Annotated in this window: 14 protein-coding genes; 5 read left to right on the top strand and 9 right to left on the bottom strand. The window is 47.7% G+C overall.

Annotated features, from left to right (window positions below):
• Positions 1-26 precede the first annotated feature (26 nt).
• From H5647_RS06535 to H5647_RS06495, 9 genes are all read right to left on the bottom strand, one after another.
• Positions 27-371 carry a hypothetical protein gene (locus H5647_RS06535; RefSeq protein WP_045857265.1) on the bottom strand — a complete coding sequence of 115 codons (345 nt, stop codon included), beginning with the start codon at positions 369-371 and terminating at the stop codon, positions 27-29.
• 143 nt (positions 372-514) lie between these two features.
• Positions 515-838: a hypothetical protein gene (locus H5647_RS06530; RefSeq protein WP_045856755.1), complete on the bottom strand. Its 324-nt coding sequence runs from the start codon at positions 836-838 to the stop codon at positions 515-517.
• Positions 839-1,463: 625 nt separating this feature from the next.
• Positions 1,464-2,378 carry a carbon-nitrogen hydrolase family protein gene (locus H5647_RS06525; RefSeq protein ID WP_082086972.1) on the bottom strand — a complete coding sequence of 305 codons (915 nt, stop codon included), beginning with the start codon at positions 2,376-2,378 and terminating at the stop codon, positions 1,464-1,466.
• Between the two features lie 8 nt (positions 2,379-2,386).
• On the bottom strand, positions 2,387-6,622 hold the full coding sequence (locus H5647_RS06520; protein WP_052691906.1) for a YhdP family phospholipid transporter: 4,236 nt from the start codon (positions 6,620-6,622) through the stop codon (positions 2,387-2,389).
• Positions 6,623-6,650: 28 nt separating this feature from the next.
• Positions 6,651-8,132 carry a ribonuclease G gene (gene rng / locus H5647_RS06515; protein ID WP_045857263.1) on the bottom strand — a complete coding sequence of 494 codons (1,482 nt, stop codon included), beginning with the start codon at positions 8,130-8,132 and terminating at the stop codon, positions 6,651-6,653.
• An 8-nt stretch (positions 8,133-8,140) separates the two neighbouring features.
• Positions 8,141-8,764 carry a Maf family protein gene (locus H5647_RS06510; RefSeq protein WP_045861151.1) on the bottom strand — a complete coding sequence of 208 codons (624 nt, stop codon included), beginning with the start codon at positions 8,762-8,764 and terminating at the stop codon, positions 8,141-8,143.
• A gap of 89 nt (positions 8,765-8,853) precedes the next feature.
• The gene (mreD, locus tag H5647_RS06505; protein WP_045857261.1) at positions 8,854-9,342 is read right to left on the bottom strand and encodes a rod shape-determining protein MreD; all 489 of its coding nucleotides are present in this window, start codon (positions 9,340-9,342) and stop codon (positions 8,854-8,856) included.
• Positions 9,342-10,172, bottom strand: coding sequence for a rod shape-determining protein MreC (mreC, locus tag H5647_RS06500; protein ID WP_408034023.1), 831 nt, complete (start codon positions 10,170-10,172; stop codon positions 9,342-9,344). Before mreC ends, mreD begins: the two co-directional genes overlap by 1 nt.
• Positions 10,173-10,320: 148 nt before the next feature.
• Positions 10,321-11,352 carry a rod shape-determining protein gene (locus H5647_RS06495; RefSeq protein WP_045857257.1) on the bottom strand — a complete coding sequence of 344 codons (1,032 nt, stop codon included), beginning with the start codon at positions 11,350-11,352 and terminating at the stop codon, positions 10,321-10,323.
• Between the two features lie 233 nt (positions 11,353-11,585).
• Here H5647_RS06495 and gatC point away from each other — a divergent pair, with 233 nt between their 5' ends.
• The 5 genes from gatC (at position 11,586) to cysZ (ending at position 16,133) form a co-directional block, all read left to right on the top strand.
• Positions 11,586-11,867 carry an Asp-tRNA(Asn)/Glu-tRNA(Gln) amidotransferase subunit GatC gene (gene gatC, locus H5647_RS06490; RefSeq protein ID WP_045857256.1) on the top strand — a complete coding sequence of 94 codons (282 nt, stop codon included), beginning with the start codon at positions 11,586-11,588 and terminating at the stop codon, positions 11,865-11,867.
• A 75-nt stretch (positions 11,868-11,942) separates the two neighbouring features.
• Positions 11,943-13,397: an Asp-tRNA(Asn)/Glu-tRNA(Gln) amidotransferase subunit GatA gene (gene gatA / locus H5647_RS06485; protein ID WP_045857254.1), complete on the top strand. Its 1,455-nt coding sequence runs from the start codon at positions 11,943-11,945 to the stop codon at positions 13,395-13,397.
• 12 nt (positions 13,398-13,409) lie between these two features.
• Positions 13,410-14,858: an Asp-tRNA(Asn)/Glu-tRNA(Gln) amidotransferase subunit GatB gene (gene gatB, locus H5647_RS06480; RefSeq protein WP_045857251.1), complete on the top strand. Its 1,449-nt coding sequence runs from the start codon at positions 13,410-13,412 to the stop codon at positions 14,856-14,858.
• Between the two features lie 202 nt (positions 14,859-15,060).
• A complete protein-coding gene (locus H5647_RS06475; protein ID WP_045857249.1) occupies positions 15,061-15,360 on the top strand; it encodes a PA4642 family protein in 300 nt (99 codons plus the stop codon).
• Positions 15,360-16,133 (top strand): sulfate transporter CysZ, encoded by a 774-nt coding sequence (cysZ, locus tag H5647_RS06470; protein WP_045857247.1) that lies wholly within the window; start codon positions 15,360-15,362, stop codon positions 16,131-16,133. The genes H5647_RS06475 and cysZ overlap by 1 nt, the downstream gene beginning before the upstream one ends.
• Positions 16,134-16,165: the final 32 nt, after the last annotated feature.

The following is a 16,165-nucleotide window of genomic DNA, read 5'->3' as shown; positions in this document are numbered from 1 at the left end:
CGATTTTTAATGGCCTTGTTATGAGCTTAATCATATATCGGAGTGCGAGCTAGGAACTCACAAAAATTAGTAACATAGTACTCAACCAAACCTTCATGTACAGCATCTCCACTCAATGCGCGAATAGCTTCTTGCTTTAAGATATAGCCTTCGATTAGAGACAGGTTATTTGGTAGTTGAAAGGTGGCCATAATTTCGTTCTTTTCAATTGCTTCAGACAACTCGGCTATGGCTTTTTGTGATGCCACTTTAGTGAAATCGGATTCCTGCCAACGAAAATCTGGCTCTATTTTAGAATCAATACTCTTGCAAATTTCATCTGAAAGAGCAGGCAATGAAAACAATATAAAAAATAATATAATATATTTCACTCTAACTCCTTGTAGCCTCATAACGCCGCAAACAGCGGCAGACTTGTTGTTGATTTTTTTGTGCGAAAATGGCGAAGCCATGCATAAAAAAAGCGACGGCAAGGCTGTCCAAGGAGCGCAGCGACTGATGCTGATTTGCTTTGTTAAGTGCCTGTGATTTCAACGACCCTACCATAGCCCATTATTTTGTTTGCCTCACAAATATGCCAACAATAACCAGGCTTAAATTCGGGAACATCCTGTGATGCAATTATAAATCTTCCATTTGCTCTGCAAGTATCTCCTGGTTTTAAAAGATCAGTATTAATGAAGTCCAGCTGACCCATAAAGCAATAGTCACGTCCAGGCATCCAATGATTTGGCCGAACACCAGAATAGTAGCCGTCACGATCTCTCATGCAAGATTCATGAAGGCCAACTTCCACGATAGCATTTATATTTTCAGTTTTAATCTCTTCGATGCTCATGCCACTTAACAGTTTATTCAACGTCGTTAAGACGCATTTCCACAACACTTATACTTATATACCTAAATCTAGGCATATAGCAATAGTATTTATACAGCGTGGATATATGTCAGTACGACGTCAAAGTTCGTGAATTGAGGGCGCGTTTAAGTCTAATACCACTTTGCGCTCTAAACCAAGTTTACGCACCACCTTATGTGGTAAATACCACACTTTTTGACTGCGACCCCATTGCCCGTTATGTTCTTTTATTAGGCGTCTTAGTTTTAACTCGGCGTTAACATGGGTGTCCGATTATTTTTCCACAGGAAGCTTTCCATACTCTACCTGTCAATTAACCCCGAGAGATTTACCCTGCACATTTATTAGAAACGTTTTAGTGTCGTCGCTGCATGCTCAGGCTGGAGGCTAGGTAAAACGGTGGAAGGCAATTCCTGAGTAGTAGTAAGAGGGGATACCGTTATGTATCTTTAAAAGGCATTGTGGGGAAACGGGATTAGGCGTGTCTACCGATCATACTGTTAGTTATGTTGAGGGCTCGCCACTAACGTTTTTTTATTAACTCTCTTAATTAATTTAGCTGCGCGGATTAAAGTATGCGCTACCAATGAAGAGCGCACGCTCATTATATTCGCCGATGGTCCAATAATGGCATACGCTCCCTTATGCTCTGTACATCGTTCACCCTAATATCGGCTATTACAATACATTCGCCTAGCTGAGAGTCGTCTACCGGCAATACTTTACCTGCTCGCGTTACGACAACGCCCCACGGGTCTACTATCATAGAATCCCCCCATGTCTGCCGTTTCTCGTCATGTGTACCGCCTTGATTTACACCTATGACAAAACACTGCGTTTCTATGGCTCTGGCTCGAATCAATATCTCCCAATGCGCCGCGCCAGTGCTATAGGTAAATGCTGAGGGCACCACGATAAATTCGGCTCCAAGCTCGCGCAGCCGCCGAAAATATTCAGGAAAGCGTAAGTCGTAACAAACGGCAAGGCCCATAATACCCCATGGCGTTGCGATCACTTCCGGTTGCATACCGGGCTGAAAGGAATCCGATTCACGATAAGTACCGGTTTTATCCTGTACATTTACATCGAATAAATGCATTTTTCGATATACGCCTACGAGCTTTCCTGCACCATTAAAAACAACACTGGCAGCAAAGGGCTTTTCGTTTTTCTGTGGCTGCCGCCATTGAATAGCCGCAACACTATCGCCCTCAGTATATTCAAAAGAATGTAACGGCAGGCTACCCGCTATTAACCAAAGATTATTACGCGCTGCGAGCACACTCATAGTATTCAGCCAGTGCGCCTGCTCTTCTAACGTAAATATTTTTTTACAACCAAACGTAAGGCAATTTTCGGGTAAGATTATTAACTGTGTTCCAGCAGTAGCCGCCTCTGCAACGAGCCGAGACACGGTATTAATATTATGCGCTATTGCGTGCGGCAACTTCACCTCTGACTGAGGGACATGGCTCACCATTTGTATAGCCGCAACCCGTAAACTCGAGGCATTATTCATAGTGAATACTATTCCGGCAATGGTGTGGGCTCTGGCGTGCTGTAATTGTCTGCAGCAGGCGGACGATCATTTGGCCCTCTTGACCTTTCTCGCTCTAGCGACTTCACTTTTCGTCCCTTGGCGGTTGCGGCCGTGTCGTCAAATATTTGCCTAAACTTTAACTTCGGGTCTTCCCACTCACCGGAAATTTCGTAACTTAAACTGGAGGCTTTATCCACTTGCTCTTCAAACATTTTACTGATCAGGAAGACACCAACCGCAGCCGGTAACCCCGCTACCAACGCTGCGGCTATTGTAATATCGCCCGCGACCGGTAAAGTTGCGACAAGCTCTGCATCGATTTTTTCGTTGATGACATCTAATGTACCTGCCACTTGCAGTTTTGACGAGGTGGAATCGACGACCATTGGTTCATTGATATAGATCCACCCATTTTCAAAATCGAATTCGCCATGAACTGATTCAAAGCCGAAACCTTCTTTGGCGAGATCACTAAAATCTAATTTTAGCCGTCTTGCAAGTGTATCAAAATTAAATAATGCAATGAGCCGTAACAGCCCGTTGTCACTTTCATTACTACCCCGAATAAACGAACCGTCTTCTAAATCGAAAATAACTTCGCCGCTGACAATATCCAAGTTGATTTCATCAGGTGCGCCTTGCCATGCAACCTCTGCACTTACGATGCTTTGTCGGCTTTCTAATATTTTTTCAACACCCCAAGCCTCCAAGACGGTGCCCACATTGCTCGCCATTAAAGTGCCATTAAAATAGCTATGGTTAACACCGCCAGATTGACGCCAAATAAATTCCGCATGCGGCGCAGTATTAACCGATTGGATAAAAGTCTGGCGGCGGCTTAATTTTGGAGCGTTTACGCGTGTGACATTAGTCCCGGCACGTACATTTCGATTGGTTTGACTTGCCGTTTTCGGCGTTGGTTTTTTTGTTTGTATAACGTCACCAATCGCCACGCCGCGTATAAGAGCTTGGATATTTGTTAACGATATTCCATCGGCAAGGGGTTTAAGGTCGAACGCCCAACGCCCATAAGGCTCATTTGAAAAACGAAGATCTTTAACCGAAAAATTAACCGGAAACGTGATTTTGCTAAGATCAACGGTTGCCAACGACCAGGCTTCTTCAGCCGTTATTTCCGGCGTTGTGCCTGCGCCATCGGACTCAACCGAAAGGCTTGCGGAATGCTCTGGAAAATCAAATTTCAAATAATCTAGATCAAGTGAAAGGTGCTTCTGATCATCTTGACCTTTCACAATCACGTTGCCTGATGTCATCTCGCTTTGAATACGTAAGGCCCACTGCTCTGTATTGCCAAGGCCGTTAATGTGCATATCGTTGATACTCGCTTGCCCCATACTCACAGCACCAACGGCTAGATCTAAGCGAATCGGCAAGTTAGCATCATTTTCATCGATTCCATTTTTTTCGAACATTTCCTTACCATAGGATAAGTAGCGATCATACACTTCATCCCATACTTCTAAATCCAGTAAGTCCATTTTACCATTAACATCAAAAAAACCAGGCTGTAAGGGTTTTTCTGCTGCTTCAAGACTAAGTTGCCCACTGCTCTCAATGCCATCGCCCGACTGTAAACGTAAGCGCGCTATTTCCGCGTAATCGAATTGGTAACGCTGATAGCCATCGTATAATTTTAAATTAAAAGAGAAAGGTTTAGTTTCTAGTACCGATTTATTAAAGGGTGTCGGTAGGCGGAATTCAACACCGCTTAGCGCAGATTTTGCTTCAATCTGTAGAAAGTGTTCCGTGGTATCTTTTGCCGGTAAGATTATAACCCCCTCGATGGAGGTCGTTCCCTTCATAAAGCCAAGTTCTGGTCGATGCGTCCATTGACGCAACGCCGACATCGCGACAGGGCCAGAAAAATGAATTTCCGTATCCCTTACAACCTCTACCGTTGGGCTCCCATCGATCAGTGATTTCACTGCTGGGCTTTTTATCGAAGCATTAAAAGGCTGCCCCCAGATTCGTCCACTAAGTTTATCCGCAACAAGGCCTTCGTCTGAACGATAAACCAGACGCCCTCCTACGGAATCTATGGCAAGGTCGATGCCCTGCAGGTTGATACTAGCGCGTTCAAAATCAACATTTACACGTTGGCGAAGCCCCTTAGCACCGGCTTTTAGTGGAATACTAAGGTCGATACCGGCTTTAATATTGCCGCCGTATGTCCATGAGCCTAAGGTTTCACCTAATACGTTACGCACGGGGCTATTGTGTAGTAACGCCATGGCATCGGCTGTGCGCCCAGAAAGTTTTCCGGTAATAGAAAGCATCATGCCCTCATCATCGGGGTTGGGCCGCATTAGAACAACGGCATCGTCAACGCGATTATTCTGTATGGTCGCGTGATTAAGACGCACATCTAATTGGCCGTTATGTAGTGTTAACAGCCCGTCAGCTTCATTGAGCGTTGGCCAATGGGGGTCAAAGGTTAACTGTGCTTTATGGATGTCAGCCCTAAGTTGGATAGAAGCCTTTATTTTCGGTTTTTTCGCGATAGAACCGTGATAGATAAAACCCAGGTTGGTCATTGAGCCTTCACCAATACTGGCGTTTAACCAACGACGTAAACTGGACGGCAACACCTTAGGGACAAATTTTTTGTGGAGGCTAAGCGGTCCTTTATCCATGCCTACCGCTAACGTCATGTGAGGCTCGCGACCATCGCGAACGGTCGGCAAAATCAAATGCAATAAACCGTTGGCAACCTGATCGCCGTCTACTAATTCGATCACGCCCGAATGCACGTAGGCCGTTTTGGTTTCTCGATCAATTGTCCATCCAACACGCGCCTTCGCACGCTCAAAACTCTGCGGCTTAGCATAGATACGCGGAAAACCAATACTAAAGCCATTTTGGCTGCGAATATCCACTGTGCCGTCGAATGCACTTGCCGAAACAAACCCATCGAGATTCTCTACTACTGGTGAACCGCGATAACTTTTCAAGCTAACGTTTTCCAGCGCGGCATTGAGCCGAAAGTAACCTTCCTCGGCCGGTAGCATGGTTATCGCAAGATTGTTAAGCGTGCCCGCTGGCTGCAAAGCCGACAAAACTTTATGCGCTTTCCCCTGAACGTAACCCACTTGCTGAGCCAATTGATGCCAAGGCTCTACCTCAAGGTGATCGATACCTAACGACACCTTTTGGTCAACGCCACCACTTACTTGAATATTCATAGGCGGAGAACTGAAGTCCGGCCACTGCAAGGCAAACTGCTGCAATACCATTTCCCAGCCTTCACGTGCATGCCAATGCCCCGTGACATCCGCCGATAGCTGCTCAGGCAATACAACACTGTCGGGCACCTCCAGCGGCAAACCATCGGAGCGTATTTTACCGCGAAAGGTCATGCCTTTTTGGCTTGTACCGCGATACCACAATTCTAAATCGAGGCGGTGACCTTCTGCCCAGTCATGTTTGTCTTGTGCTTGCCAGTGGCCTCCTGCAAAAGCCGCCACTACTTTTTCCATTGGGAATTGGTGAAGCGCTAGATAACCCGAAGAATCAAAGTTTTCAGGGTCCCTAGGGTCGCCTGTTCCTTCCATGATTAAGGTCAAATGTTGTCGCTCTTCCCCTTCCGCACCTAGGACACTAGCGGAGACACTCGCACGGTGAAAATTACGATCATTTTCGAGTGTAATGGAAGGAATACTAAGGGCCGATGAATGGCCCGTACGAAATTCCAAGTTAAACGTAACACCGTCCATTTCAACACGACGACCAAACAGAAAAATATCCAGAGGGTCGTCTATTGTAAATTGCGTTTCGGTGCGTTTACGCACCGGCGCATTTTTAATCTGCCATTGGCCAAGATTATCTTGTAATAATGTTGTTTCAAGCTGATGAAACGCCAATTGTCGCCAGCGTAAATTAAATTGGAGAAGGGAATCGACTAGGCTAAGTTGCACGGTTGCCTGCGCAATTTTAAAAATGGGTTCGTGTTGTTCGCTGGTTACAACAACATCGTACAGTTCAATTTCGGGCCGCAACCCTGTCCATGCGGCGGCTAGCTTTCCAACCTGTATATTCACACCCAAACGCTTACCTAGATGCGCCGTAATGTCATCGCGGTAGTCATTAAGCAGTGGGAAGGCTTCGCGGCCAAGCTGCACAAAAACGGCAAGCGCTATCACTAGGGTGAACAATGTTCCCCATATTCGTCGCGCGATACGCTGAGTGGTTCTTTGGCTGATCATTGCTGTAGTTTGTCTCGCCCAGCCATTATTACACTAGAATAATGTCGTACTGTTCTTGGTTATAAAGCGATTCCACTTGGAATTTTATAGGCCTTCCAATAAACGCTTCTAAATCGGCCACGTTATCCGAGTCTTCATCGAGCAAGCGATCAATCACCGCTTGCGACACTAGCACTAAGAAACGTTCATTATCGTAGGTGCGCGCTTCGCGTAAAATTTCCCGAAAAATCTCATAGCACACGGTTTCAGCGGATTTTAACGACCCTCGTCCGTTACAAATAGGACAGGCCTCACACAACACTTGCCCTAAGGATTCCCGTGTTCGCTTGCGCGTCATTTCAACTAAACCCAATTCCGACACGCCGGTGATACTGGTTTTTGCTCGGTCCTTTTCTAACGCTTTTTCGAGTGTGCGCAAGACTTGGCGCTGATGTTCAACATCTTTCATATCGATAAAATCGATAATAATAATACCGCCTAAGTTGCGTAGCCGTAACTGCCGCGCTATAGCCGCAGCCGCTTCTAAATTCGTCTTAAATATGGTTTCTTCTAAATTCCGATGGCCTACAAACGCGCCAGTGTTCACGTCTATTGTACTCATGGCTTCTGTTTGCTCAACGATCAAATAACCGCCAGACTTCAGAACAACCCTGTTATCGAGGGCCCGCTGAATTTCTTCTTCTACGCCGTATAAATCAAACAGCGGCCGTTCACCAGGGTAATGCTCAATTCTGCCGCCTATTTCAGGCGCATAATGCTCCGCAAATTTCTCCATCTTGGCGAAGGATTCGCGTGAATCAATGCGTATTTTTTCTATATTGGAGCGCATGAGGTCGCGAATAGTGCGCATATAGAGCGGAAGATCTTCGTAGATAATATCCGGTGCGGCGGCATTTTTAATTCGGTCGGCCAGATCATGCCAAAGACGAAAAATAAACGGGATATCGGCTCGGAGATCCTCCTCAGATGCACCCTCTGCAACGGTTCTAATAATAAAACCACCACCGGGATATTGATCGGAGTATTCCTCCGCTAACTTTCCGACTAAACCTTTTAGCCGCTCGCGCTCAGTTTCATCTTCAATACGGTTAGAAACGCCAATGTGATCACTGTTCGGCATGTACACTAAATAACGCGCTGAGACGGAAAGCTGTGACGTTAAGCGAGCGCCTTTGGTGCTAATAGGATCTTTGGCTACTTGCACCAGTAAATCTTGGCCTTCACGTAAATGATCGCGTATATCAGCCTCGGCGTTGCCACGCTCTTCAATGCCGTTTTCATTTAACGCGGGAATATCCGATACGTGAATAAACCCCGCCTTAGCCTGACCTATATCGACGAAGGCGGCCTGCATACCGGGCAATACACGCACGACTTTGCCCTTATAAATATTACCAACAAACCCTTTTGTGCGCGCGCGCTCTACGAACACCTCTTGCAGAACACCATTTTCAACAAGCGCTGCGCGGGTTTCAGTAGGGCCAAAATTGACTAGGATTTCTTCACTCATACGGTCATCTATTGATTCGTTGCTTGCCCTATAGGCACATTAAACCGATTAAGTAACGCGGCCGTTTCGAACAATGGCAGCCCCATCACACCTGAATAGCTACCGTCTATTCGCTCTATAAAAATAGCGGCTAGACCTTGAATGCCATACCCACCGGCTTTATCGGCGGGTTCACCTGTTTGCCAATAAGCCTGCGCCTCACGGAGGGTGATGTTACGACAATATACCCGCGTGGTATTAATGACCGTTTCTATAGTATCACCCAAGCATACCGATACAGCAGTCATCACTTCATGGGATGTTTCACTTATGGCCATTAACATGGCCACAGCCTCGGCCTTGTTATTGGGTTTTTCGAGTACTGCGCCCGCACAAACGACAATAGTATCTGCACCAAGAACCGGCACCCTGCAGCTCGGTTTCATTTCGCCGTGAACTTTATAGCCTGCAAGGGCTTTTGTTTCGGCAAGCCTATGAACGTAATCCGTTGGGTTTTCGTCCGGCTCACGCGTCTCGGGTACATCGGCTACTATGCATTGATATTGGACGCCAATTTGCTCTAACAGTTCGCGCCGCCGAGGAGAACGAGAGGCAAGGATAAGATGTGGTACAACACGGTCTTGAGAATTCAACAACAACCCCTTCGCTTTTGTTAATAGTAGGTTTTAATTCACCGAGTGAATGGTTACGGATAAAAAAAGTAAGGCGGGAAGTTTACCACTCAAGCAAGTCGATAACGCTGGCGAATTCGCTGAATCACAAAAACAAGTAAAGGCCAGCACAGCGCACTCATAACGGTGGGCAATATCAATAATTGTGCCGGAGAACGGTAACCTGCAAGGCCTTGTATCCAGTTCACAACGACTTGGTGTGTACCGACCAATACAAAAATCCACAGCGACTGATGCCAAACTGAATAATTACGGATTCGCTGGTAAGACAGTAAACAAATGTAAGCCAGGACAGTGAGGGCCAGCGCATGCGCTCCCCAAACCGTGACCTCGACAACATCTTGAACAAGACCGGCGCTCCAGGCGAAGAGCATCCCAATATGCTGCGGTGAGTGCATCACCCAATAAACGACCAACATGCACACGATTTCGGGACGGAGGTAAGCCGCTTCTTGGGAGAGCGGGAATACGGCAATAAGCAGCCCACACAAAAGGCTAATAACAATCAATACAACCGGGCGCCCGCGCTCTACAACCACTAAGGCACCACTTCCGAAGGCGGCTGGTCAAACACCAGTAACACATGCCGGCTCTTATTCATTTCGGCCATAGGCCGTGCAATAACTTGCGCAAAAGGCTTACCAGGATCAAAGCGTACTTCGACAACTTCGGCAACTGGGTAACCAATAGGAAAACGCTGCCCTAGGCCGGAGCTGACCAATAGGTCGCCGGCTTGAATATCCACCGTATTTGACACGTGCCGTATCGCTAGTTGATACAAGCTCCCGATACCTTCGGCCACTAACCGAACACCATTGCGATTAATCTGAACAGGTAAAGCATGCGTGGTGTCGGTAATGAGTAATACATGGCTGCTGCCCATTCCCACACTCACAACCTGCCCCATTAGCCCTGAAGCATCAACCATAGCCTGACCGACATACACGCCGTCGTTACGGCCCTTATTAATAATCACTTTGTGGATGGTGGGGTCGGGTGCAACGCCAATAAGCTCGGCGATAATCACCCGATCTTCAAGCATATCAGCCGAATTCAGCAGTTGACGAAGTCGCGTGTTTTCGGCGGATAACGACGCCATTTGCTGAAGTTTACGTTTATGAACCAGTAGCTCCGTACGTAAAGCATCATTTTCCTGCTGGAGACGCCCGCGCGACATTACACGATTATCGGCCCAGTCACTCGCGCGAGCGGGCAAATCTGACACCCAATACAAGGGCGCGGAAAAATCCGTAGCGTGGTTTTCAATCGATTCAAACCAATCGGTATAAAGGTAGGTATAAGCGAGCCCGAGAGACGCGATGATTAGCACCACGACACGAACAGAGAGAGAGGGACCTTGGCGAAACAGCGGTTTGATGGCGGGCTCCGTTGTATAGTTGTTGCGCCGTTAATGGTTTAATTTCATATCGGCACCGCTAAAGCGGAGCTGATATGAATTGCGCGCTAGAGAGAAACGTAACGTTTGCTCATATTACGTCATCCTACAGGTGCGCGCCTTAATAGACTAAATCGACGGAGTCTTGATCCATTAGTTCCATTGCACGGCCACCACCACGGGCAACACAGGTCAATGGGTCTTCTGCGACCACAACCGGCAAACCGGTTTCCTCACTCAACAATCGATCGAGATCGCGCAACAAAGCGCCACCACCGGTTAACACCAAGCCACTTTCGGCAATATCCGACGCTAGCTCAGGCGGCGATTGCTCCAGAGCACTTTTAACCGACTGGACGATCCCCGAAAGCGGCTCTTGTAACGCCTCCAACACTTCATCGCTATTGAGGGTGAAACTCTTGGGTACGCCTTCAGCAAGATTGCGGCCACGCACATCGATTTCCAATACTTCACTGCCCGCATAAGCACAGCCAATTTCTTTCTTAATGCGTTCGGCCGTCGCGTCGCCAATAACACTACCGTATTTACGGCGTACGAAATTAACAATCGCTTCGTCGAAACGATCACCGCCAACACGTACAGAGTCAGACAACACGACACCGTTAAGCGAAATAATAGCGATTTCAGTCGTACCACCACCAATATCCACCACCATGGAACCTGTCGCTTCAGATACGCTCAAACCCGCGCCTATGGCCGCAGCCATAGGCTCTTCAATCAATCGTACTTCACGTGCACCTGCGCCCAGCACCGATTCACGGATAGCCCGTTTCTCCACCTCGGTAGACAAACACGGTACGCAAACCAATACACGAGGGCTTGGCTGAAACCAGCTATTCTCGTGCACTTTTTTGATGAAGTGCTGCAACATTTTTTCCGTTACCTGAAAATCTGCGATTACGCCGTCTTTTAAGGGGCGAATAGCCGTAATGTTACCCGGTGTGCGACCAAGCATACGCTTGGCTGCCATGCCCACCGCCTCAACCGATTTCTGCCCGTTTTGATTACGAATGGCAACAACGGAAGGCTCGTCGAGCACAATACCGCGTTCACGAACATAAATAAGAGTGTTTGCTGTACCTAAATCAATAGATAAATCGTTGGAAAAAAGACCGCGTAAACGCTTAAACATATTTTTTAAAACCTTGTTTTTTCGGCCAGAGTGAATTTACGCTGGCTAGAAAATTCTGTTTTTTTCATCCGATTGGATTGTCGTCGGCTAACAGCCCTAAAAATGCACACAACAACCGACAAATCCTTAGATTGTGGGCACTCTATCAACGCCGGGGATTTTGGGCAAGGCGCAAATATGGTAACGTTACGCGTTTAGTGTAATTACCTCCCCAACGCTTTCAGGAGCTTAGCGTGAACCCTTCAGAAATTGAAAAATTGGCCAACTTGGCCCGCTTAAAAATAAGCGAAGAAACTATTGAAGAAACAGCCAAAAGCATTACGGAAGTACTTGCGCTAGTTGATCAATTACAAGCGGCAGATACAGACGGCACCACGCCTATGGCCCACCCTTTAGATGCCACCCAACGGTTACGTGCCGATAAGGTCACCGAGCCGAATCAGCGAGGACAGTTTCAAGCCATTGCGCCCGCGACTGAAAACGGCCTTTATCTTGTGCCCAAAGTCATCGAATAAACGCAACAGCGCTATAACCAATACACCACTTGCAGCCCCACATTCCTTTACCAGGACTCATATCAGGATCACGTAATGCATAACCTGACCATTGCCGAAATCATTCGCGGTTTACGCGCGAAAACATTTTCGAGTGAAGACATTACCCGTCACTATCTGGAGCGTATCAAATCGCTCGATACGGCCTATAACAGCTTTATAACCGTGACAGAAGCGCAGGCTATCGCTAGCGCTAAAGCCGCCGATCTTCGACTGGCCGAAGGTGACGCCCATCCATTATGCGGTGTGCCTTTCGCCCACAAAGACATTTTCTGCACCGACGGCGTTAAAACAACCTGCGGCTCGAAGATGCTCGATAATTTTGTACCGCCCTACAATGCTACCGTCGTCCAAAACTATCTAGACGCCGGTGCCGTGATGCTAGGCAAAACCAATATGGATGAGTTCGCAATGGGCTCATCCAATGAGACCAGCTATTTTGGGCCAGTGAAAAACCCGTGGAACACGAGCTGTGTACCCGGCGGCTCGTCGGGTGGTTCCGCCGCTGCAGTGGCCGCACGCATGGCGCCTGCCGCTACCGCAACCGATACAGGCGGCTCTATTCGCCAGCCCGCGGCGTTGTGCGGCATTACGGGTATTAAACCCACCTACGGGCGTGTCTCTCGCTGGGGCATGATTGCCTTTGCTTCGAGTTTGGATCAAGCCGGCGTCATGACACGTACGGCTGAAGACGCAGCCATAATGCTCAATGTAATGGCCAGCTTCGACAGCAAAGATTCCACCTGTGTCGATGAGCCCTTAAGTGATTACACCGCAACCCTCAACGACTCGCTAGAAGGCGTTACCATTGGTGTACCCCAAGAATATTTCGGCGAAGGCCTAAACCCCGGCACACAATCAGCCGTAGAAGCGGCCATTAAAGAGTATGAAAAGGCCGGCGCCACAATCAAATCAATCTCGTTACCTCATTCACATTTAGCGGTACCGGCGTATTACGTTATTGCTCCTGCCGAATGTTCCGCGAATTTATCGCGCTTCGATGGTGTACGTTACGGCCATCGCTGTGATAACCCAAAAAACTTAGAAGACCTCTACACACGCTCACGCGGAGAAGGCTTTGGAGATGAAGTTAAGCGTCGTATTTTAGTGGGCGCCTACTGTTTGTCGGCCGGCTATTACGATGCTTATTACGGTAAAGCCCAACAAGTTCGTCGCTTGATCAAACAAGATTTTGTTAACGCGTTTAAGGAGGTCGATGTCATTATGGGGCCAACTTCACCGTCTCCTGCGTTCGAATTCGGCGAAAAGGGTGACGACCCCGTTGCGATGTACCTAGAAGACATCTACACCATTGCGACCAATCTTGCCGGGCTTCCGGGCATGTCCATTCCGTGCGGTCTCGTCGATAACAAGCCCGTAGGCTTGCAGCTAATCGGCAATTATTTTGCCGAAGGCAAGTTATTAAACCTCGCGCATCAATACCAGCAAGCAACGGACTTCCACACCGCTGCTCCGGCTTCCATCACGTAAGGAGTAATCAATATGGAATGGGAAACGGTTATAGGGTTGGAGGTACACGTACAACTGGCCACCAACAGCAAAATATTTTCTGGTTCCAGCATCGCCTTCGGTGCTGAGCCCAACACGCAAGCATGCGCAATCGACTTGGCCATGCCCGGCACTCTACCAACACCAAACGAGCAAGCGTTTCGCTACGCCACTATGTTTGGCCTGGCCGTGAACGCCGAAATAGGTAAGCGTTCCGTATTCGAACGCAAAAACTACTTTTACCCCGACTTACCTAAAGGCTATCAAACCACGCAGTTGGACGAACCTATTGTGGGGCCCGGCCACATGGATTTACAGCTTGAGGGCGGAAGAGAAAAACGTGTACGCATTCATCACGCACACTTAGAAGAAGATGCCGGTAAATCTTTACATGAAGATTTTCATGGTATGAGCGGTATCGACTTAAACCGCGCCGGTACACCGCTTATCGAAGTGGTTACGGAGCCCGACATGTGTAACTCAGAAGAGGCCGTGGCTTTTGCGAGAAAACTGCATTCAATCGTCACTTCTTTGGGTATTTGTGATGGTGAAATGAGCCAGGGCTCCATGCGTTTCGATGTCAATATTTCGGTACGCCCCAAGGGGCAAAAAACGCTAGGAACGCGCACAGAAACCAAAAACCTCAACTCTTACCGGTTTATGGAACGCTGTATCCACCAAGAAGTCGAGCGTCAGATAGAAGTACTCGAAGACGGTGGCACCATAACCCAAGAAACCCGTCTTTATGATGGTGATACGCATACTGCCCGCGGCATGCGCTCGAAAGAAGAAGCCAACGATTATCGTTACTTCCCTTGCCCTGACTTATTACCCGTTATTATCGATGACGACTATATCGAAGCCATTCGCGCCACGCTGCCCGAGTTGCCCGATGCGCGCCAAAAGCGTTACGAAGCCACTTTTGGTCTTTCCGGTTACGACGCTGGCAGTTTGAGCGGCGACGCCAATATTTCAGCGTTCTTTGAAGCGGCAACCAATGCCTGTGGCGATGCAAAGCTGGCAGCAAACTGGACAATGGGCGAAGTGTCCGCACGTTTAAATGCCGACGATATACCCATTACGGCCTGCAAGGTCTCGGGTGAACACTTAGGCGGCCTAATTACGCGGATTAAAGATCAAACCATTTCCAACAAAATTGCCAAACAAGTCTTTGACGCCATGTGGAACGGTGAAGGTGACGCCGACACTATTATTGACGCAAAAGGCTTAAAGCAAGTGTCTGATACTGGCGCGCTGGAAAAAATGGTTGACGATGTTATAGCCAGTAATGCGGCGCAAGTAGACAACTACCGCAAGGCCGATGAGGCTAAACGCCCCAAAATGCTCGGCTTTTTTGTGGGACAAATAATGAAGGTCTCCAAGGGGCAAGCAAATCCGCAGCAGTTAAATACAATTTTGAAACAAAAACTAGACAATAGCTAATCGGCTGACACAGTGTGAGCCGATTAGCCGGCTGGTACGATTGAATCGTTAACGTCAAAATAAGGCCTAACATTCAACCGTGCCAATCGGTTACGCAAAGAGTATAGAACGCCAATCATGGCACTGTGTATCTAACCTTACTCAACGCAGTAAGCGCTAGACGATCGAAATATTAATAGAACCTTATTGAGCAGGAAAGACAATGTCATTAAAAAAAGACAAACAAAAAGTATTGGGCGAAGTATTTGACGACGACCGCGTACGCAGTTTTTTACACGTAGAAAGCTATGAAGGTATTGATACCGATTTTACAGCGCTTGAGCGAGCCTACCGCGGCATGAAAGCCGATAACTTTGCGACCTTTTTAACCTTTTTTATTGAGGACGGCCGCAACATTAACGCTAAAAACCCTGAAGGAAAAACACTGCTACAAATAGCAAGTGACCACCGCTTGAGCGATGCTTATATTAAAGCCTTAGAATCTGCTGGCGCCAAGTTTTAATGATTGCACCCTTACCTAAAAACAATCTACTCACCGGTGCACATTACTTCTTTCAGGGTGTGCGCCTGCTCTGGCACCCCCAGCTGCGTGCTTATATTTTAGTGCCGCTGCTGGTCAATATTTTTCTCTTTATATTTTTAACCAGCGCACTCATATCCTACCTGGATATGTTTACCAACGGCATGTACTTCGATGTAGCAGACTGGCTGCGCCCCGCCGTCGACTTTCTACTGAAATTACTCGGCATTATTCTCGTTGTACTTATTCTTATCATTTACGCCTATAGCTTTAATATTATCACCAACATTATTGCGGCTCCCTTTTACGGGCTACTGGCCGAAAAAGCAGAGCACCTGCTAACAGGCGAAAAACCAGAACCCGAATCGCTCGCCACCATGATTCCAAGAGTCTTTAAACGCGAAATCAAAAAGCTGCTCTATTTTATTATTCGCGGCATTCTCGTAATGCTCATCATGCTATTAATTGGCCTGGTAATACCGTTCGGTGGTCTACTCGCTCCACTAATAGGCCTTGCATGGAGCGCTTGGTGTATGACTATTCAGTATGCGGACTACCCCGCCGACAACCATCGCTGCTCGTTTACGCGTGTACGAAACCGTTTAAGCGATTCGATGTATAGCAGCTTCGGTTTTGGTGGCATGATCACCGCCTGCAGCCTTATCCCGTTAGTGAATATTTTTGCGATGCCCGCTGCCGTTACTGGAGGCACCATTTTTTGGCTGAATGAACTTAACGATCAGGCCTGCGAATAGCGTCACCCCGTGCATAACCTCGGTTTAACGCC

Source organism: Teredinibacter purpureus (genome assembly GCF_014217335.1).
Taxonomy (GTDB): Bacteria; Pseudomonadota; Gammaproteobacteria; order Pseudomonadales; family Cellvibrionaceae; genus Teredinibacter; species Teredinibacter purpureus.
The sequence above is the reverse complement of the archived record's forward strand: the minus strand, read 5'-3'. Positions and strand labels throughout refer to the sequence as shown.